This window comes from Polaribacter sp. Hel1_85, assembly GCF_000766795.1.
Lineage (GTDB): Bacteria > Bacteroidota > Bacteroidia > Flavobacteriales > Flavobacteriaceae > Polaribacter.
In genome coordinates, this window is sequence record NZ_JPDS01000002.1 from 117,981 (window position 1) to 139,599 (window position 21,619).

At 29.6% G+C, this 21,619-nt stretch carries 14 protein-coding genes; 11 read left to right on the forward strand and 3 right to left on the reverse strand.

Translation table 11 applies throughout. The features are described 5' to 3' along the window. Nucleotides 1-57 precede the first annotated feature (57 nt). From PHEL85_RS07760 to PHEL85_RS07795, 8 genes are all read left to right on the forward strand, one after another. Nucleotides 58-2,439 (forward strand): polysaccharide lyase 6 family protein, encoded by a 2,382-nt coding sequence (locus PHEL85_RS07760; protein WP_156109142.1) that lies wholly within the window; start codon nt 58-60, stop codon nt 2,437-2,439. A gap of 262 nt (nt 2,440-2,701) precedes the next feature. Then, entirely contained in the window at nt 2,702-4,564 is a 1,863-nt protein-coding gene (gndA, locus tag PHEL85_RS07765; protein WP_036823561.1) for an NADP-dependent phosphogluconate dehydrogenase, read from the forward strand. Nucleotides 4,565-4,595: 31 nt separating this feature from the next. Further along, nucleotides 4,596-5,870 (forward strand): Nramp family divalent metal transporter, encoded by a 1,275-nt coding sequence (locus PHEL85_RS07770; RefSeq protein ID WP_052108497.1) that lies wholly within the window; start codon nt 4,596-4,598, stop codon nt 5,868-5,870. 56 nt (nt 5,871-5,926) lie between these two features. Then, complete coding sequence (locus tag PHEL85_RS07775) at nt 5,927-6,622, forward strand: FadR/GntR family transcriptional regulator (protein ID WP_036823564.1); 696 nt, start codon at nt 5,927-5,929, stop codon at nt 6,620-6,622. A gap of 27 nt (nt 6,623-6,649) precedes the next feature. After that, on the forward strand, nt 6,650-7,750 hold the full coding sequence (locus PHEL85_RS07780) for a polysaccharide lyase family 7 protein (protein ID WP_036823567.1): 1,101 nt from the start codon (nt 6,650-6,652) through the stop codon (nt 7,748-7,750). A 1-nt stretch (nt 7,751) separates the two neighbouring features. Next, nucleotides 7,752-8,522, forward strand: coding sequence for an SDR family NAD(P)-dependent oxidoreductase (locus tag PHEL85_RS07785; RefSeq protein WP_036823570.1), 771 nt, complete (start codon nt 7,752-7,754; stop codon nt 8,520-8,522). A gap of 53 nt (nt 8,523-8,575) precedes the next feature. Further along, on the forward strand, nt 8,576-9,010 hold the full coding sequence (locus PHEL85_RS07790; RefSeq protein ID WP_036823572.1) for an RbsD/FucU domain-containing protein: 435 nt from the start codon (nt 8,576-8,578) through the stop codon (nt 9,008-9,010). Between the two features lie 44 nt (nt 9,011-9,054). Further along, nucleotides 9,055-10,113 (forward strand): polysaccharide lyase family 7 protein, encoded by a 1,059-nt coding sequence (locus PHEL85_RS07795; RefSeq protein ID WP_036823575.1) that lies wholly within the window; start codon nt 9,055-9,057, stop codon nt 10,111-10,113. Nucleotides 10,114-10,623: 510 nt separating this feature from the next. Here PHEL85_RS07795 and PHEL85_RS07800 read toward each other — a convergent pair. After that, nucleotides 10,624-11,946, reverse strand: a complete 1,323-nt coding sequence (locus tag PHEL85_RS07800; protein WP_036823578.1) for a RagB/SusD family nutrient uptake outer membrane protein — start codon at nt 11,944-11,946, stop codon at nt 10,624-10,626. Between the two features lie 11 nt (nt 11,947-11,957). Continuing rightward, the gene (locus PHEL85_RS07805) at nt 11,958-15,155 is read right to left on the reverse strand and encodes a SusC/RagA family TonB-linked outer membrane protein (RefSeq protein WP_036823581.1); all 3,198 of its coding nucleotides are present in this window, start codon (nt 15,153-15,155) and stop codon (nt 11,958-11,960) included. Between the two features lie 316 nt (nt 15,156-15,471). Here PHEL85_RS07805 and PHEL85_RS07810 point away from each other — a divergent pair, with 316 nt between their 5' ends. Continuing rightward, nucleotides 15,472-16,545, forward strand: a complete 1,074-nt coding sequence (locus PHEL85_RS07810) for a T9SS type A sorting domain-containing protein (RefSeq protein ID WP_052108575.1) — start codon at nt 15,472-15,474, stop codon at nt 16,543-16,545. A gap of 6 nt (nt 16,546-16,551) precedes the next feature. Here the strand turns inward: PHEL85_RS07810 and PHEL85_RS07815 are convergent, their stop codons facing one another. Beyond that, nucleotides 16,552-17,517 carry a Gfo/Idh/MocA family protein gene (locus tag PHEL85_RS07815; protein WP_036823583.1) on the reverse strand — a complete coding sequence of 322 codons (966 nt, stop codon included), beginning with the start codon at nt 17,515-17,517 and terminating at the stop codon, nt 16,552-16,554. 285 nt (nt 17,518-17,802) lie between these two features. On the opposite strand from PHEL85_RS07815, the gene PHEL85_RS07820 reads away from it, so the two are divergent. Both PHEL85_RS07820 and PHEL85_RS07825 read left to right on the forward strand, forming a co-directional pair. Continuing rightward, nucleotides 17,803-20,106, forward strand: a complete 2,304-nt coding sequence (locus PHEL85_RS07820) for a chondroitinase-B domain-containing protein (protein ID WP_036823587.1) — start codon at nt 17,803-17,805, stop codon at nt 20,104-20,106. Between the two features lie 346 nt (nt 20,107-20,452). Then, on the forward strand, nt 20,453-21,382 hold the full coding sequence (locus PHEL85_RS07825) for a T9SS type A sorting domain-containing protein (protein WP_052108498.1): 930 nt from the start codon (nt 20,453-20,455) through the stop codon (nt 21,380-21,382). Nucleotides 21,383-21,619 lie beyond the last annotated feature (237 nt).

The following is a 21,619-nucleotide window of genomic DNA, read 5'->3' on the forward strand; positions in this document are numbered from 1 at the left end:
GTTTTGATTCCCTTTTTGATTAGGTATTTAATGAAAAACAATATTACATTCTCTTTTATGAAAAAAATAGTCTTAACACTTATAGCAATTTTAGCTTTCACAACATCTCAAACGAATGCCCAAGAGATTTTAGTCTCAAATATTACAGAATATAACAATGCTATTAAAGCTGCTAAAGCAGGTGATATTATTGTTTTAAAAAATGGTGTTTGGAAAGATGTTAAATTAAACGCTTATGGAAAAGGAGAAGAAGGAAATCCTATTTTGATTAAAGCAGAAACTGCTGGACAAGTAATTATTTCTGGTAATTCTACTTTAAATATTTATGGAGAATATATAATTGTAGGTGGACTTTGGTTTAAAGACGGAGATACAGAATATAAATCTGTAGTGCAGTTTAGAAAAGACTCTAAAACATTTGCTAATAATTGTCGTTTTACAAACTCAACAATATCATATTTTAATACAGAAACTCCTCTTAAAGACCATTGGGTTGATATTTGGGGAAAAAACAATAGAGTAGATCATAATAATTTTACAGGAAAAACTAGTGAAGGAACTACATTAGTGGTTTGGTTAAAAGGAAAAGAACATATAGAAAACAATCATAGAATAGACAATAATTTATTTGGATCTAGACCAGATTTAGGTAAAAATGGTGGAGAAACAATTAGAATTGGTACAAGTGCAAACTCTATGAAATCTTCTAAAACAATAGTAGAAAGAAATATTTTTGCCAATTGTGATGGTGAAATTGAAATAGTGTCTAACAAATCTTGCGACAATATTTTTAGAGACAATTTATTTGTAGAAAGTAAAGGAACTCTAACTTTAAGACATGGTAATAATGCTTTAGTAGAAAGAAATGTATTCTTAGGAAATGGTGTTTCTAAAACTGGAGGAATTAGAATTATAAATCAAGGTCATATTGTAAGAAATAATTATTTAATTGGTTTAACTGGAGATGGATACAGAGGCCCAATCGTAGTTATGAATGGAGTTCCAAATTCACCTTTAAACAGATATCATCAAGTTAAAAATGTTGATATTCAAAATAATACAATTATTAATTCAGGGCCAATTTCATTTGGAGAAGGAAAAGATGATGAAAAAACATTAGCACCAATCAACACTAATTTCTCAAACAATCTAATATACAATACTAAAGCAAGTGAAAATGTTATTTTTTCGGATAATGTATCTGGAATATCTTTTAACAATAACTATATAGACTCTCCAAGCCCAGAGGCTTTAAAAGGATTTTCTGCAACTAAAATAGACTGGAAAAAATTAGGCTCATTCCCTATTCCAACATCAAATAACAATGACTTATTATCAGTTAATAAAAACAGTAAAAGTTTTGAAAAAGACATTACTAATACTACAAGACAAATTTTTAATGCAGGTGCTTTTAACTTAGATTCAAAAAAGTTGCCAAAAGCACTAAAACTTAGAGCTGGCCCAGGTTGGACACCAGAAATTGTTGCACCTATTATAAAACCAGCAGATATTACAGTAGAACCAGGTTTAGAAACTTTAAGAAAAGCAATAGACAAAGCTTCTCCTGGATCTGTATTGAATTTAAAAACCGGAGAATATATTTTAGAAAAGAAAATTAAAATTGGTAAAAACATTACTATTATTGGGGACAAAGGTGGAGCAACAATAATAACAGCTAAAAAAGGCTTAGAAAAACCTATTAATTACCTATTTAGAGTAAATGAGGGAATCACTTTAGATATTAGCAATGCTATTTTAGATGGAGAAAATTCTAATCTAAAATACGCAATAGTTTCACCTGACAAACAAGAGAGCGGTCTTTATAACTTATTTGTAGATAATATTACTTTTCAAAACTTTAAAAACAAAAATGGAGGTAGTGTTTTTAAAGCTTATAACGGGACAAAAGCAGACACTTTAAGTTTTAAAAACTCTAGATTTGAAAACAATTACAGAGGATTAAATTTGTCATACGACAAAAATATCATGGGTTTTTATAATGCCAATACTATTATTTTAGATAATTCGGTTTTCAAAAATATTGAAGAAGCTGCTGTAAATTATATTAGAAAAGTGATTACTCCAGAAATACCCGGAGGAAATTTAATTGTAAAAAATTGTGTTTTTAGTGATGTGTATAATCAAGAAAAAGGAAAAATTCTTAGAACTGATGGAATTCATAACGTAAAGATTACGAATTCTGTTTTTGAAAATAGTTATAAAGTAAAAACACCAATAGATTTAAAAGGCAAAAATAACGTTATCACAAATTGTTTAATACATAACAGTGGTTTTGTGAAAGTAAGCAAAAATGCAAAAAAGGTAAATATCATTTACAAAAACCCTAAATGGGAAGATAAAATACTTTTTATTCCAAGTAAAAAATCAATATTATTGAAAGAAAATAATGATATTGAAAATATTGGTTTGAATCAATAGAACAAAACCTCAAAAAACATAAAACCCCATTACTTTTAAAGTAATGGGGTTTTTCTATTACTTATTTATAAAATCATCAGTCAAAACATCTATTTATTAAAGTCCTCATTTCTATAAACTTAAATTAATTATCCTTTTTTATAAAATTTAAATATTCCATAGTAATATTTAAATTTAAAATACTTATATTTGGGTACCCAAACTGGATAACCAATCTGGGTACCCAAAAAAAATCAAAATCGAAGCACAAATTATATATATCATGGGAGTTTCTGGTTGTGGGAAAAGCACTATCGGAAAACTACTCGCCCAAGAATTAAATATTCCATTTTTTGACGGAGACGATTTTCATCCTAAAAACAATATTGCAAAAATGTCTAGCGGAAAAGCTTTAAATGATGACGATAGATTGGGTTGGCTACAAACATTAAATAAATTAGCAATAAAACAATTAGGTGATAAAGGTTGTGTAATAGTTTGTTCAGCTTTAAAAGAAAGTTATCGTAATATTTTAAAAACTAATATTGAATGTAGTTCAAAATGGGTTTTCCTTAATGGTTCTTTTAAACAAATTAGAGAAAGAATTAATGCGCGTAAAGGTCATTTTATGAGTTCAGATTTATTAAAGTCTCAATTTGACACTTTGGAAGAACCTAAAAATTCTATTGAAATTGATATTAGTTTATCACCTGGAAAAATTATAAAAAAAATAAAAAAAGAATTAATGAATAACTCAGAATTTGGATTATTTGGTTTAGGCGTTATGGGCAAAAGCCTATGTAGAAATTTAGCCAATAATGGATTTAAAATTTCAATGTTTAATAGACATGTTGATGGAGTTGAAGAAGATGTAGCAAAAGATTTTAAAAATCAATATTCCGAATTATCTGAAGCAGAAGCTTACGATGATATTTCGGCTTTTGTGAATTCTTTGCAGCAACCAAGGCGAATTATGCTTATGGTAAATGCAGGTAAAACTATAGATTATGTTATCGAAGATTTATTACCACATTTATCTGAAAATGATATTATAATAGATGGAGGAAACTCTAACTACAAAAAAACCAAAGAACGTTTCGATTATTTAAAACCAAAAGGAATTCACTTTATAGGAACAGGAGTTTCTGGAGGAGAAGAAGGAGCTCTTAAAGGGCCTTCTATTATGCCAAGTGGAGATTTAGATGCTTATAATAATGTTAAGATCTTTTTAGAAACAATTTCTGCTAAAGATAAAAACGGAAAACCATGTTGTACCTATGTTGGTCCAGAAGGAAGTGGGCAATTTATAAAAATGGTTCACAATGGTGTAGAGTATGTAGAAATGCAGTTATTGGCAGAAGTTTCTACTATTTTAGAATCATTAGGACAAAATCCAGATGAAATTGCCAACACTTTAGAATCTTGGCAAGATGAAGCAAGCAGTTATTTATTAGAAATAACTACAAACATTTTTAGAAAAAAAGAAGGTGATGATTGGCTTGTAAACAAAATATTAGATAAAGCAGGAAATAAAGGAACAGGAAACTGGACGACAATTGCATCTGCAGAACTTGGGGTACCAAGTACTTTAATTGCATCTGCATTATTTTCTAGATATATTTCATTTTATAAAGAAGAACGCGTAGAATTAAATAAGAATTTTGAAACTGTAAATGGTGCAGAATTAAATGTTACCACTAAAGAAATTTTAGAAGCCTATCAATTTGCAAGAATTGTAAATCACTATCAAGGATTTAAATTAATTTCTGAAGCTTCAAATAAATCCTCTTGGAATTTAAATTTAAGCGAAATTGCTAGAATTTGGACAAATGGTTGCATTATAAGATCATCTTTAATGGAAGATTTGGTAGAAGTATTTAAAAATACCGACAATATTTTAACAAATTTAGAATTAATAAATCTTGTTAAAAATTATAAACCATCAGCAAAAAAAGTAGTGTCACAAAGTATTATTAATGATATATCAATGCCAGCTTTAAGTGAATCTATTCAGTTTTTAAACGGAATTACAACAGAATATGCATCTGCCAATATTATTCAAGCTCAACGAGATTATTTTGGAGCACACACTTATAAACGATTAGATGATGATTCAGATAAGAGTTATCACACTAATTGGAATTAAAAAATAACTAACCAAAAAACCAAGTAATATTATGGATGTAACTACACCTAAGAAATCATTTTTTAAAAAAATTCTTGCTATTATATTAGGGTTTGGACCTGGTATTTTTGCCATTGGTTACACCATTGGTACAGGTAGTGTAACGTCTATGATTGTGGCTGGAAGTAAATTTAACATGCAATTATTATGGGTACTTTTAATTAGTTGTCTTTTCTCAGGGATTTTAATGTTTGCTTACGGAAACTATGCTTTAATTACGGGTGAAACAGCATTATTCGGATTTAAAAAACATTTTAAATTTGGTAAAGTTTTAGCTATTGCAATTATTATTGGTATCACCTTTGGCCAATGGAATTCATTAATGGGAATATTAGGAATATCATCTAATATTATTTACGAAATTTTAGCAGTAAATTTTGAAGGATTAATTGCATATAAATATGAAACCGTTTTAATTACTGCAATTATAATTATTGTTGTTTTCTATCTATTAATGTTAGTTGGTAAGTATACTTTTTTCGAAAAGATATTAGTAATATTTGTAACGTTAATGGGCTTGTCATTTGTACTATCATTATTCTTTGTACAACCACTTTCTGTTGATGTCATTAAAGGTTTAATACCTACTATACCAGATGTTCCTGGAGGTAAAATGTTGGTTGCTGCTTTTGTAGGTACAACTATGGCTTCTGCTACATTTTTATCAAGACCTTTATTTGTAAAAGGAAAAGGTTGGACTATTAAAAATTTAGATCAACAGAAAAAAGATTCTATAACTGCAGCAATTTTAATATTTGTTATTAGTGGTGTTATTATGGCTGTAGCTGCTGGGGCTTTGTATTACCAAGGTAAAGAAGTTACACAGGTATTAGATATGGCAAATACTTTAGAGCCAGTTGCTGGTAAATGGGCAGTTACAATTTTCTTTTTTGGAGCACTAAGCGCTGGTTTATCCTCAATATTCCCTTGTTTATTAATTGCGCCATTATTGATTGCAGATTATCAGTCTGGTGTTTTAGATACGAATTCTAAACAATTTAGAATCATAACTTTTGTTGCTTGTTTAGTAGCATTAATTGGTCCAGCTTTTGGGGCAAATCCTATAGAAATTCAAATATTATCACAAGTATTTAATGTATTTGTTTTACCAATTGTAATTCTAGGAATCATTATGATTATAAATAGCAAAAAAATAATGAAAGGATACAAAACAAGTCTATTTGTTAATATTGGTTTGTTTGGATCACTTCTTTTTGCTTGTATCATTTCTTATAACGGAATTATAGCACTTTTAGAATATTTTTAAATAAAGAAAAAAAATTGTACATATTCCTCTTTAAAAACTAAAGAATATTTAATTGCATGAAAATTAGTCTTATAGATAATAACTCAAATAGAATATTACAAAATAATGTGATATCTCAAATAAGAGAATTAATTAACGCTAAAAATTTGGAACGTGGTGATAAACTACCTTCAGAAAGAGTGATGTCGGAAAAATTTAATGTGAAGAGAAATCACATTAGAGAAGCTATAAGAAAGTTAGAGTTTTATGGAGTCCTAAAATCAATGTCTCAAAGTGGTACTTTTTTAGCAATTGGTTTAACAGGTTTTAATGGTATTGTTGATGAAATTGTGTCTTTAGATCCTCCTTCATTTAACGAACTCGTAGAAACAAGAATATCTTTAGAATTAAAAACAGTTAGGTTAGCTTCTCAAAGAAGAACAGCACAAGATTTAATACGTATCAAAAATGCTTTAGATGCTTTTAGTACTAAATTAAGTACCGGAAAAGATTATTTAGAAGAAGATTTATTATTTCATTTAGCAATTGCGAAAGCTAGTAAAAACAGTACAATGATTTCATTAATGCTTTTAATAACCCCTCCTATTCTTACAACTTATGAGAGAGAAACTGTTTGCGAAGGTGATGAGGTCTTTTTAGAAATAAAAAAACACGAGAATATTTATTTAGCAATAAAATCTCAAGACATAGAATTAGCAACTAAAATGATGCATAAACATTTTTATAAATTATCAAAACATATAGAAAATTAAGATTTACACATACTAAATAAACAAAAAATGAAGAAAAAATTTATTATTTCGGTAGCAAGAGTATTATTGCTTGGTGTTTTTATAACACTTAACAGTTGTTCTAAAACTGCAAAAAAAGAGATTAAAAAAGAAACTAAAAAAACAGTTTATGCAAGTGATGTTATTCCAATTTTCGATGATTTTAAATTAATTTTAGGAGATGGCTCTAATGTAGGTTTTGCTAATAATTTTGAAAATAAAGATTTCTTTTATACTGAAAATGAAGGAGGAACTGAATGGGTTGTTTTTAAAGCGCCAAATGCAGGTAGCACACACGGAACTTCAAACAATACAAGAACAGAATTAGGGCAAATTAAAAAATGGTATCCTGAAACTGCAAATGATAAAATGACTGCAACACTTAAAGTAATGAATGTATCTGCTACTGGTGATAAAACTGTTGCGGCTTCACATGCTGTAGTTGTAGGTCAGATTCATAGTGCAGATAAGTTTGAAAATGAGCCACTTAAAATATTTTACAAAAAATACCCTAATCATACAAAAGGGTCAGTTTTTTGGCATTATGAAATTAATACAGCAGGAGATGATAATTCTAAAAGATGGGATTTTTCTACAGCAGTTTGGGGTAATGATTTTTCTGTAGTTGGCCCTGATGCAAATACGCCTCCAAGTGAACCAAAAGAAGGAATTGAGTTAGGCGAAGAATTTAGCTATGAAATAGTTGTTAAAGACGGTATTATGAACTTAACATTTACTAGTAAAGGTCATGAAACCAAAACTTTTACTAAAAATATCATTAAATCAGACTATGCAACTAAAGCAGATATACCAGAACAAACTCAAAAATTATTTGTACCAATTAACCAAGATGGTGTTGAGCGAGAAAGTGCATATACAGCTGAAGGATGTTTCTTTAAGTTAGGTTGCTATAATCAAACAAACGGAAAATCTCCTGAAGTAAACAAAAATTGGTGTTCTGGAGCAGAAACACATGATGGTGATGTTCAAAAACAATATACAGACGGAAACTATGCAGAAGTATGGTTTAAAACAGCAAGCATTTCTATAAGTGATGCAGCAGTTTCTAATGAAGGCTATTTCTCTAAAAATGATCATTTAAAAAAATAATATGCAAACTAATTCAAAATTAAACGGTAAAAACGTACTTATCACAGCAGGAGCTCAAGGTATTGGAGAATCTATCACAAAACATTTTATAGATAGTGGAGCTAATGTAGCCATACATTATTTTTCTAGTGCAGATAAAGCGAATCAATTAACAGAATACGCAACTAATAAAGGACAAAAAGCACTTGCAATTAGTGGAGATTTAACAAAAGAAGCTGATGCAATTTCTATGGTAGAAAAAACTGTAGAAGCATTTGGTGGTTTAGATATTCTTATAAATAACGCAGGTTCATTGGTAGCTAGAAGATTATTAGGTGATATGGAAGCTGATTTTTGGCATAAAGTAATGGACATTAATATGACTTCTATGATGTTTGTAACTAAAGCTGCAGCTCCTCATCTTGCAAAAAATGAGAACAGTAGTATTGTTAATTTAGCATCTCTTGCAGGTCGTAAAGGAGGTCATCCAGGTTCGTTAGTATACGCTACCAGTAAAGGAGCTATTTTAACGTTTACAAGAGCACTCTCTACAGAATTAGGAGCACAAGGAACCAAAGTTAATGCTGTTGCACCAGGACTTATTCTAGGTACATCTTTCCATAATACACACACAACTAAAGAATCAGCAGCAGAAACAATTTCTGGTATTCCAATTCAAAGAGCAGGTAATGCAGATGATGTTGCAAGAGCTGTTTTATTTTTAGCTTCTGAATATGATGGATTTATAACAGGAGCTACCTTAGATATCAATGGTGGTGTCTATAATATGTAATAAAATAAAAAGTTTTTAATCGTTTAAAGCCCCTAATTTTTAAATATAAATTTATGATAAAAACACCAGTAATTCATCCAACAATCATGGAAGTACTTGCACGTTCAGGTCATTTTGCGCAAGTTGTTATTGCAGATGGTAATTTACCTGTTGGTGCAATGAATGGCCCAAACTCTACTACAGTTCATTTAAATTTTCGTCCTGGGTTATTAGATGCTCTAACAGTATTAGAAGGCTTACTAGAAGTTTGTCCTTTTCAAGGAGCAATTGTAATGGAAAAACCTAAAGAAGCAAATGCAGAAATTCATGACGCTTATAAAAGTTTATTAGGTGATGTGAAATGGGATGAAATGGAAAGATGGGCTTTCTATGATAAAATAAAAGAACCTACAACAACATTAATTATTCAGACAGGTGAACAAAGACGTTTTGCCAACCTAATATTAACTGTTGGTGTCGTAAAAATGGCAGAAGAAAGTAATTTTTAAATACTGACTTTAACTAATAATAGAATAATCAAAATTTTAATAAAATGAAATTAAATAGTATAAAATTAACACCTTACATTTTCATGTTAGGAGTCCTTTTTTTTATAAGTGGATGCTCAAATAAGCCAAAAAAACCTATAAAAAAAGAAACTCAATCTACAGTTTATCCAAGTGATGTTATTCCATTTATGAGTGAGTGGAAAATTCTTTGTGGAGATGGAACTAGTTATAACGATTTAACAAAAGTTGAACATAAAGGTTTTTTTTATGTAGAAAATGAAAATAATACAAATTGGGTAGTTTATAAAACACCTAACTCTGGTATTACTTCTAGAACATCTAGTAACACAAGAACCGAATTAGGTCAGAAAAAACATTGGATTCCAGAAGAAGGAGGTAAATTAAACGGTACATTAAAAGTACAACATGTATCAACCTCTGGAGATGCTAGAGTAGCAGCTTCATATTCTGTTGTTGTTGGTCAAATTCATAGTGATGAAGGGCATGAAAACGAACCAATAAAAATCTTTTACAAAAAATATCCAGGACACAAAAAAGGGTCTATTTTTTGGAACTACGAAATTAATACAGAAGGATCTAATGCTAAAAGATGGGATTATTCAACTGCTGTTTGGGGACATGATATGTCTGTAGTTGGATCTGATTCTACAACATATCCAGAAGAACCTGCAGATGGAATTGAATTAGGAGAAGAATTTAGTTATGAAATAAATGTTTATAAAGGTATCATGCATCTTACTTTTAAAAGTAAAGGTCATGAAACTATTAAATTTACAAAAGACTTATTGAAATCTGAGTTTACAAAAAAAACAGATATTCCTCAACAAATATGGTCATTATATACTGCAATAGGACGTGATGGTGTAGAACGTGAAAATGCTTATGCTGGAGAAGTACAGTATTTTAAACAAGGAGCTTATAACCAAACAAATGGTAAAAACCCTGAGGATAATATTGTTTGGAGCACAGGTTCTGAAACTTATAATGGTGATATTGCAAAACAATACGCAAATGGATGTTATGCAGAAGTGTGGTTTAAAGATGCAACCGTAGGTCCAGGAACAATGCCTATTAAAGAATAGTTATAATTATTATTTGCTTTAATCTTTTTAGACGCATTTAATTATTGCATTTTATAATTAGCCCAATTAATAAAAATTAATTGGGCTAATTTTTTGTTCTTAATTTAATATAACATAATTGTATTTGACCTATTAATTGTATAATTTCTGGTTGAAGCTAAAAAATATTACAGAGTTTATATTATCCTAACAATTACCTTAATAAAGTTTTATGTTGATCCTTTTTATCAGTTTAAAACTAAATAAAAGGTCTTATAATTGAAAATTATATAGATCTATATAGAGGTATTATAGATGATAAAATATTCATTGAATAAGATTTAAATCTTCATTATTTACTATTTAAGGTAGTAAACAATGGTAGTCAGATGTTTAAATCAGAAATAATTAGTCTTTAAAAAGGAAAGTTATTTGGAGTATTAGTATTTATTTTAATCATAAAAAAATTGGGTTTGCAACTTTAAAAGTTGCAAACCCAATTATAAAATTTATTCTAATTTGTATTACTAATTAGTAACCTGTATTTTGTGTAATAACTAATCCACTTGCAAAAATCTCTGAAGTTGGAATTGGAAATACATCATATTTAGCATCCATACCTGTAGTACCCGTTCTTACTAGGTCAAACCATCTGTGACCTTCAAATGCTAATTCTAATCTTCTTTCGTTAGCAATTGCAGTTCTAACATCAGCTTGCGTAGATGCAGTACCACTTAAAGTCGCTAAATCTGCTCTAGTTCTAATACCATCTAAACCAGCTAAAATAGTTGCAGATTTTGATCCATCAGCATTTGTTTCTTCATTTAAAACTTCTGCATATAATAAAACAATATCTGACAATCTTATTTCTGTCCAGTCTGCATTAGCATAGTCAGCACTATTACCAACACCATATTTTACACATCTTTGGTTAGAGGAATCAATATAAGCGTTTTTTCTAGTAACATCTCCAGCAGCATCAAAAGCATTCAATAAATCAATGTTTACTGGATCTTCATCAGCTTTTGTATCACCTCCTGAATACCATACTGGAAAAGTAGTACTACTATACTCAGCGATTGCAATAGAACTTGCTATTTGGGTTGCAAATATAATCTCTTTATTCAAATCTGATCCTTTAGTAAACATCTTAGCATAGCTTTCCTCTAACTCAATATCTTCAGCAGCAGCCTCACTTATAACAGCCGCTAAATGTGTTTTTGCGCTTGCAAAATCACCTTTTTGTACATACACTTTACCTAACAAAGCTTGAGCAGCGATTTGAGTTGCACGACCTTCTCCTAATCTTGAATTATCTAAAGCACCTATTGCATCTGTTAAATCTGTAATGATAATACTATAAGCTTCAGCAGCAGGTCTTCTAACTAAAATAGAAGTATCTGTTACATCTGGTGCAGCAGATAAATTTATAGTAACATCACCAAAAACTTTTACCAGTTTAAAATAAGACAACCCTCTTAAAAACTTAGCTTCACCAACTTCCGCTGGATCTACAGAGTTTTCAATAACATTATTTGCACTTAATATAGACTTGTATAAAGCTACATAAAAAGGTTTAAAAAATGTACCCTCCATTGTTGTTAAACCGCCATCAAAATCATTAAACTCATTATGAGGAGATTCATCAAACACATTATTGTCTGCTCTAAAGTCTCCCATTACTGCCAAAGGAGTTGCAGACCCCGTCTGATAGTTATATGCTGCATTTAATACTCCTGAAAATTCTGTTAAAGAATCTGATTCAGCAATATTTGGTGGAACTTGATCCAAATCGGTAGAACATGATGCTATAACCGACATTAATCCTAATACTATTATATTTATTTTTTTCATTTTTTCTTTATTTAAAAGTTAAGATTTAAACCTAGTGTAAAGCTTCTAACAACTGGACTTGCACCTACCTGAAAACCAGATGTTGTAGGGCCAGTATAATCACCTGTAGTTTCAATACCTTCAGGGTTATAAGATGTGTAATCATCTGCCATTATGTATAATAAGTTAGTGGCTGCACCATATATTCTAACAGAACTTAATCCTATTCTTTCAACCAAATCTTGTTTCAATGTATAACCAATTGTTATATTTCTTAAGGCCAAATAAGAAGCGTCTTGTATATTTGCATCGATGTTATCTTTTGCACCTTTAACAAACATTCCATTGTGAACTGCTTTTCCATCAGAATCTTTAAAATTATCTACTAATCTTCCACCCCATTGAGAACCATAATAATAAGGATCTACATTGTAAACCTCAGCCCCTTGTGCGCCTTGAAATTGCATAGACAGATCAAATTCTTTATAGTTCATAGAAGTATTCAATCCCCAGTAAAAATCTGGTGTATTTTGTCCTACTTTCACTAAATCACCACCTTCTTCAACAGTTCTTGTATTATCTATTTCACCATATCCTTCTTCACCTTCTGATTGTTGATCTATTACATAATATTCACCAGTAGTATTGTTTGGGCTTCTTGTACCATCTTCTAAATATATCATTTCAACTTGTCCTGCAGTTTGTAAAGCCCACATTTCACCAATTTGGCCACCAACATAATTTCTAAAAATAACGTTTCTATCAGATTGACCAGCACCTTCTCTAGGTAATTCATCTAAACCTCCTAAACTTGTGATTTCTGTATTCACTGTAGATAGATTAGCACTCACATTCCAATTAAAATCTTCTTTTTGGATAACCCCTGCAGATAACTCAAATTCCCACCCAGAACTTTCTACATCTCCAGTATTTAATTTTCTAGCACTTGTTCCATTTATTTCAGAAATACTATAATTAATTAAGATATCTTCAATATCTGAAGTATAATGATCTACACCAAATGTAAAACGATTATTTAAAATACCGAAGTCTACACCATAATTAGTTTCAGTATTTGTTTGCCAAGTTAAATCTGGGTTAGCTATGTCTGAAGGAGTTTGAAATCCAACACCAAATGCAGTTGCAGTAGGACTCAATAAGCTCAAAGAACTATAAGACTCTAAAAAAGAAGCAGTTCCTAATGAACCCCTACTTGCTCTTAATTTTAATTTACTTATAGTTTCATTATCTGCTAAAAAATCTTCTTTATGTATATTCCAACCTAAAGAAATAGCTGGAAACGTAGCATATTTTTCATTAGCACCAAAACGAGAATCACCATCTCTTCTAACTGATACTGATGCTAAATATTTATCATCATATGCATAGTTAACTCTACCAAAAACACTTTCTCTAGCTCTCTTTTCATCTCTCTCTGTTACAGCTATATCAGCAGGTAATAGCAAGTTGAAATTTATAACAGGAGTATTTGGTACGTTAGTACCGTCTAAAGCAGATCCTTTAAAAGTAGTCGTTTGAAATTCGACACCCGCTACAGCAGATATATTATGTTTACCAATTTCTTTTGTATAATTTAAAGTAGTTTCACTTAATACTGAAGATACTTTTACATCTGTTTGATCTAAATTAGTTGCACTACCACGACCTTTACCATCAGATATAAGTCCTCTCCAATAATAGTCTTGAGTATCTCTAAAATCTCCACCTAAAACGGTTTTAATATTTAACCCTTCTAAAATGTTGTATTGTAAATAAGAATTAATATTCGCAAAATACGTTTTTTGCGTTATTTCAGTATTATCTAGCTTCGTTGCAGGACCTTGATCTCCTGATCCTCCAATACCATTATTCTCTCTACCGTAGTGCCAGTCATTCACGAAATCTCCAGGTTCTAAAGTATAAATACTTTGATTATACCCCAACCCAGTTGTTGCACCACTATTTTTCCCATTGTCAAAAGCTTTTAAACCTAAGGCCTGTGCTTTTTTATCTAAATCTTGTACAAATGCAATAGATGCTGCTGTATGATAAATAGGATGAATAGCTGTTGCTCTAGACAGGTCTCTTACATCCCAACCTACAATTTGTCTGTCTGAAGTAAACCCATTAAAACTCACACCTGCCTTAAACTTATCTCCCAAATTAGCATCAACATTTAAACGTGCATTTAATCTTTCGAACCCTTGAGTTCTTATAATACCAGTTGTATTTTGGTAACCAACAGACGCAAAATACTTTACATCCTCAGTACCACCACTCATACTAAAATCATGGCTAGTAGTATTACCAGTTTGGTACAACCAGTCTTCTACACTTACTTCATCTGGCGATTCCTCATAAGCAGTTAACCTATACTCTAAAAAATCTGCATCTATTTGAGAAACATCCCAATTTCCAGCAGCAATTTCTGCTCTTGAAATAGCAGCCCATTCAGACCCTGTTTTAAGTATGTTATCACGGTATTTGTTAGAAAAACTTGTATATGTATTATAACTAAATTTAGGAGCACCAGTTTTCCCTTTTTTAGTAGTAACCAAAACAACACCATTTGCACCTCTAGAACCATAGATTGCAGCAGAAGCAGCATCTTTTAAGATCTCTAAACTTTCTATATCGTTAGGATTCACTGTTGCTAAACTTCCTGAAATAGGAAAACCATCTACAACTATTAAAGGGTTAGAGTTACTTGAAATAGAAGAAGCAGCTCTAATTTGAATCTTTGGATCTGCACCAGGCTCACCACTTGCATTTTGAATTAAAACACCTGCTAACTTACCTGCCATTGCTTCATCTACACGTGAAGTTTGTACAGCAGCAACATCTTTACCTCCAATTTTTGAGATAGAACCTGTTAAGTGAGATTTTTTTCTTGTACCATAACCAACAACAACAATTTCATCTAATGCATTAGCATCTTCTGCTAAAACTACATTTATTGTTTTTTGATCTGTAACTGTAACTGATTTTGTTGCAAAACCAATATAAGAGAATTGTAATACATCTCCACTTTTTACTTTTACTGAATAATTCCCATCGAAATCAGTACTAGTTCCTGTTGTAGTACCAACAATAATAATATTGGCTCCCAAAATAGGTTGGCCATCTGACTCGGAAGTTACACTTCCCTTTACAGTAATACTTTCTTGCGCATAATTAATTGCACTTACAAGAAGCATTGCCATAAATACTAACTTAATTTTTAAGTTCATAGTTAATAATTTTGAATTAATAGATTGAATTGATTTGATTTAAATATTAATAATTTCATTTGGTTTACCAAATTGGTTTACCAAACTGGTTTGCCAAATATACAAAAAATTTTTAGTTAACAATATTTTAACGAAAAATATAATCCTTGGTTATAAAAAAAAGTAAAAAATTGTTATTCTTCTAACCAATAATAAGAGATTAAAAAAATAAAAAAACAATTAATAATTTTAAATAAATAAGACTTAATTAATACATTAAAGGTTGTATTATTTTATTGTATATTTGGAAAACCAGTTTGGTTTACCAGTTTACAATATGAAAAAAAACATCTTTTTAGCAACACTTTTTATATTAATAATTCAAGAGATTTCGAGTCAGGTTGTATTAAGTGCAGATAAATCAAAAGATACTTATAGTTTAATTAATTCTGTTTTAGCGAACCCTAATAGAAATGTGGTGGAAGTTCCTGATTGCAATCATGAAGGTTTTGGAAACCATATTACGCAAGAATTCGACTCAGAATTAAACAAAGATGTTTTCTTATTTCATATTCATGTTACTCCAGACAATGATCGTTGTCAGAAATTTGACAGACAGCGAAATGAAATAAAAACTTACTCTGATTCTCCAGAAAACGTAAAAGCAAATATTGGTGAAACAATAGAATATAAATGGAAATTTAAAATAAGTTCAGACTTTAAACCTTCATCTAGTTTTACTCACATTCATCAAATAAAATCTGTAGGTGGTCCTTATGCTTCTATCCCAATGATTTCTTTTACATTAAGAAAATCAAATCCAGATAGATTAGAATTAAGATATACCTCAACTACAGACCAAAACACTTTAAAAACAGCAAATTTAGATTTGTTTAGAGGAAATTGGGTTGAAGTAACTGAAGTAATTAAATTTGGTGATATTGGAAGTTATGCTGTTGAAATAAAAAACATATCTAATAATGAAGTCATTTTTAATTACTCTAACAACCCAATTGATATGTGGCAAGATGGTGCTGAATTTTCAAGACCAAAGTGGGGTATTTATAGAAGCCTAAATAACCAACAAGATTTAAAAGATGAAGTAGTTAAATATGCAGATTTTAGCATAGAAGAAATTACAAATCTTCTTTCTGTAGAAGCTTTAAAAGAAAAAGCAGAAAACATTTTATTATTTCCAAATCCGTCATCTAAAGAAGTCACTATTAAAAATGCAAATTCAGAAAACTATGATACTATAGAAATGTATGATTATTCTGGAAGAAAAATATCTATTGATAAAAAAATCAACAAAAACAAATTAGATGTATCTGATTTTTCTAAAGGTTTGTATTTTATTGTTTTTAAGAAAGACACAATTACTACAAAGGTGTTAAAGTGTTTTGTGAAATAGATTTTCTTACGCTGTAAATGCATCTAATATTTTCATAACTGTTACTCCTTTTTCTATATTACAAGGATTTTTATCTTTACCCAAGAAATAGTTTACAGTACTTTCTATCATTGGTTGTTGAATATGAATTGGGTTTGTAAAACGAAAAACTTCCTCCTTATTATTAGTTACTAAAGTTATTCTATCACCATAAAAAGAAAATGTAATTGTACCATTTTCTCCATATATTTTACATTCATCTTTTGCTTCTTTACCAGAAATATTAAAATTCCAAATACCTCTAAATTGAATTCCGTTTTTAAATTCAATAATTCCATTCACAACATCATCAACATTATTATTTAAAGTTGATGATGAATAACCTTTGACTTTTTTAATTTCACCAAAAAAATGATACATTAAATCAAGTTGATGTGGAGCAATGTCATGAAAATAACCTCCACCAGAAATTTCTGGTTTTAAACGCCAATTTTCTTCAGTTATAGTAATTATATTGTTTTGATTTGATTGCAAGATTTGAATATCTGCAAACATTATTTTTCCGATGCTATTTTTATCAATTAATTCTTTTACTTTTAAAAAAACGGGTAATTTTCTTCTATAATGTGCAACAACTAATTTTTCTTCTCTACTTACTAACTTATTCAATTCTTCAGCTTCAGAAAAGTTTAAAGTAATTGGCTTTTCTAGGTAAACAAACTTTTTAGCTTTTAAACATTTTTTTACCATTTCTAAATGAGTAGAAGGTGGAGTTGCAACATAAATTGCATTAATTTCAGGATTTGCTAATAACTCATCAACAGAATTATACCATAAAGGAACTTGATGTCTTGTTGCAAAATCTTTTGCTTTTTCAGAACTTCTTCTCATCACAGCAACCAACTCTGAATTGTCTACTTTTTGAAAAGCAGGACCGCTTTTTACTTCAGCAACATCTCCACAACCAATTATTCCCCATTTAATCGTTTTCATCTTTTAAAATTTAGCATTATAATGTTTTAAAGCAACTAGATAAAAAAAAGAAAATATATCTATTTTTTTTTAAAGTTAAGCACAACTGTAAAAATAGTATTAAATTGACTTCTTTAAAAACTTAAAACCAAAAATCTAACCTTATTTACAAGGATTTCATTTTGTTTCAATCAGAAAATTTTCTCAATCCAAAATTAGTAACTATATTTGGTAAACCAAATTGGTAAACCAATTTAATTTATTAAAATCACTTTTATCAATAACATCTTAATTATAAAATATTTTATGAAAAATTTATTATTAATCTTCAGCTTATTTTTAACACTCATTTCTTGTAATCAAAAAGTTACAAATGAAATTTCTGTAAGCGATGCATCAGAATTAAAAGACGCTGCCAAAAATGCAAAAGCTGGTGATATTATTCTCGTTAAAAACGGAACTTATAAAGATGCAGAAATAGTATTACAAGGAGAAGGAACTAAAGAAAATCCAATAATTTTAAAAGCTGAAACTCCAGGAAAAGTCTTTATCGAGGGCGTTTCTAATTTGCAAATTAGCGGTCATTATATAAAGGTTAGTGGTTTATTCTTTAGAAACGGACACTCGCCAACGCAAAATGTAATTGCTTTTAAAACAAGTAAAAAAAATGTTGCTAATAACTGTAGTGTAACAAACTGTGTAATTTTAGATTTTAATAATCTTGAACGTGACCAAGATAATCTTTGGGTTCAGTTTTATGGAAAACATAATACACTAGAAAACTGTTATCTTGCAGGAAAAACAAACGGTGGACCAACTGTTAGGGTTGATTTAAAAGGAAATCAAAGCATTAGAAATTATCATCAAATTGTAAATAATCATTTTGGTCCAAGACCTAGAAAAGGTGGTGCAAGAGGAGAAACTATTCAATTAGGAAGTAGCTTTACTTCTATGTCTCCAAGTAATACTACAATTGCAAACAACTTATTCGAAGAATGTAATGGTGAAGTTGAAATTATATCAAGTAAAACAAACTTCAACATCATAAAAAACAATGTATTTTATAAAAGTGAAGGTTCTGTAGTAACAAGACACGGAAATTATGTAACTGTTGATGGAAATTATTTTATTGGTGATGGAGTTAATGATCAATATGGTGGAATTAGAATTATAAACACTGGTCATTGGGTAATTAATAACCTTTTCTACAAAATAAAAGGTAAAAACTTTAGAAGTCCAATAGCAATTATGAATGGAATTCCAAAATCTCCTTTAAACAGATACAACCAAGTTACAGACGTAGTTGTTGCATATAACACCTTTGTAGATTCAGATTCGCCTTGGCAATTTGGTGTAGGTACAAATATTGCACAAGCTGCGGTTTTACCAAAATCAGAAATCCGTTCTGCAAGACCTTTAAGAACAGAAGTTGTAAACAATGTTATTTATAATTCTAAAGGTGATGCAAATCCTATTATTGAGCATGATAAAGCTGATGGAGTTACTTTTGCGAGTAACATTATAGATAATAATGGTGTAGAAATTAAAAATGCACATGGTTTAATTTCTAAAGATTTAAAGGTTACTAATATTGGAACAGATATTTCTGTACCAACAACTGGTTTTGATGATGTAGAAATTTATTCTGGTTTCGATTTTGAAACAATTACTGCAGATTTATTAGGAAATCCAAGAAGTAAATCTAATCAAATTGGAGCAATATTAAATTCAGACAACATTAATTTAGATTTATTAGACAAAACAAAATATGGTGCAGATTGGTATTCTAATGTCGTTGAAACTAAAGAAGCTACAACTCACGTTGTAAATAATAACACTGAATTAGTTGCCAAATTAAAAGAAGCTCAAAATGGAGATATTTTAGAATTAAATGATGGTTCTTTCACAGTTTCTGAGTCTTTAATTATCAATAAAACAATTACAATTCAATCTAAAGGAAAAACTGAAATCTTATATAACGGAGCTGCAAATACTCCTGCCCTATCTTTACAGCCTTATGGTAAATTAATTTTGAAGAACATTAAATTAAAAGGAACAAATTCTCAATTTGCGTTTGCAAGCCTAAAAGAGAACATGTTTAATCATTTTGGTTTAGAAGTTATAGATTCTGAAATTAGTAATTTTAATTATGCTTTAAAGGTTTACAAACAATCATTCTCTGAAGAAATCACATTTAGAAATACTGCAATATCTAATTGTGAAAATGGAATAGAATTATCTGAAGAAACAAATGATAGAGGTGATTATAATACAGAATATTTAACGATTGATAATTGCCAATTCACAAACGTTAAACAAAACGTTATTGATTACTATAGAGGGGGTTATGACGAATCTACAATTGGAGGTAATTTATTAGTGAAAAATTCTACTTTTACTAATTGTGGAAGCAAAGAAAAAAACAAAATGTTATTAAACCATAGAGGTATTGTAAATGTAAACATTACTAAAAATGTATTTAAAAACAATAAAGTTGATTATGTTTCTATTTTATGGGGAGCAAAAAACAATGTTGAATCTGAAAATACTTTAATTAATTCTGGAAAAATAAAAACTCAAGAAAACTTAGTAATGAAATTGATGTATTAATTTTTTAAGGAAAATCAATTTCTAATTTAGGCACTGATTTTAAAGATTAATATGTATTAATCTTTAAAATCAGTTTTTTTTGTAAAAAAACATGAAAATAATTTTACGCTTCAATCTTTATATTACAAACCTTTTGTTCTCAATAAAAGTGGAAATATTAAAGGAAAAATAATAAAACCCCTAGAAGTCTTTACGAATAAGCAGCTTTCATAAGGCACTAACAACCAAATTTTTAAAATAATACAAATAAAGTTTTTATTATTCAATATTATTTGTATTTTTGGTAGACCAATTTGGTAAACCAATTTGGTACACCAATTTATTATTAACTTTTAAAATTTAAATTATGAAAAAAACATTACTTTTTATTGCTTTAATTGCAAGTGCAAGTTTATTTGCACAAGATCCTGTGGTACAAAACCCAGGTTTTGACAAGTTAGTATATAAAGAAGGTAGCACAAGTACATGTTCTTGTGCGTTTTGGAGAAACAACGATTTAGCTTCTCAAGGTGAAACATCAACTATAACTGGTGGTGCTGCTATTAAATTTGATGCTCTTGAAGCTGATGGAGTTTATCAAGAAATTGCTGTACTAGCTAATACTGATTATAAACTATCTTTATTCTATAATTTTAAAGATGACTCAGATATTACTGCATCTGGTATAGATGGAGAATTAGAAATAAGAGTATTAAAGGGTTCTGGTTTTGAAGATAGCTATACACCTACTTACTATACTGATGCTGTACAATCACCAACATCAGGTTTTGGATATTCTGACATAACCATTGTAGAGGATGCTTCAAAAAATCTTGCAACACAAGTTGTTACCAAACCTGCTGACACAGATTATCATACTGTAGATGTAACTTTTAGTTCAGGAGACGAAACATCTATCGCTATTTTTATCAGAGGTATAGGAAGACCTACAACTGCACCAGTAGATAAAACTGATGATTACACTTGGTCTACTGGAGACCAAGAAATTAGAGTTGATTACTTATCTCTTACTAATGAAGGTGCTACAGCATCTGTTAACGATATTTTCTCTTCAAAAATTAGCATCTACCCTAACCCAGCAAATGAATTTGTGCAAATTTCTACAGACGAAACAATTACTGGTATGGAAGTTTACAATTTAATTGGTAAGAAAGTTATTTCTTCATCAAAACTAATAAATAACAAATTAGATGTTTCTAATTTGTCTAAAGGAGTTTATGTTCTAAAAGTTATGAGTAATGACTTAGTAGGATCTAGAAAAATAATTATTGAGTAAAATTTGAATTATTTACTTTAAAAAGGTCCATTTTTAATTAAGTGGGCTTTTTTTGTTCTAATTTAAATACTTAAAAAAGTGGGTTTGATAGTCATAAAACTGATATAAATCATTTTTAAAACTCAAAATCACTAATTTGTAAATTATTATTTTTTTAAAATATCAAATAAACTTACATTTGGTCGACCAAATTGGTTAACCAGTTTTAAATTCATTTTTATAGCAAAAGAGTTAAGC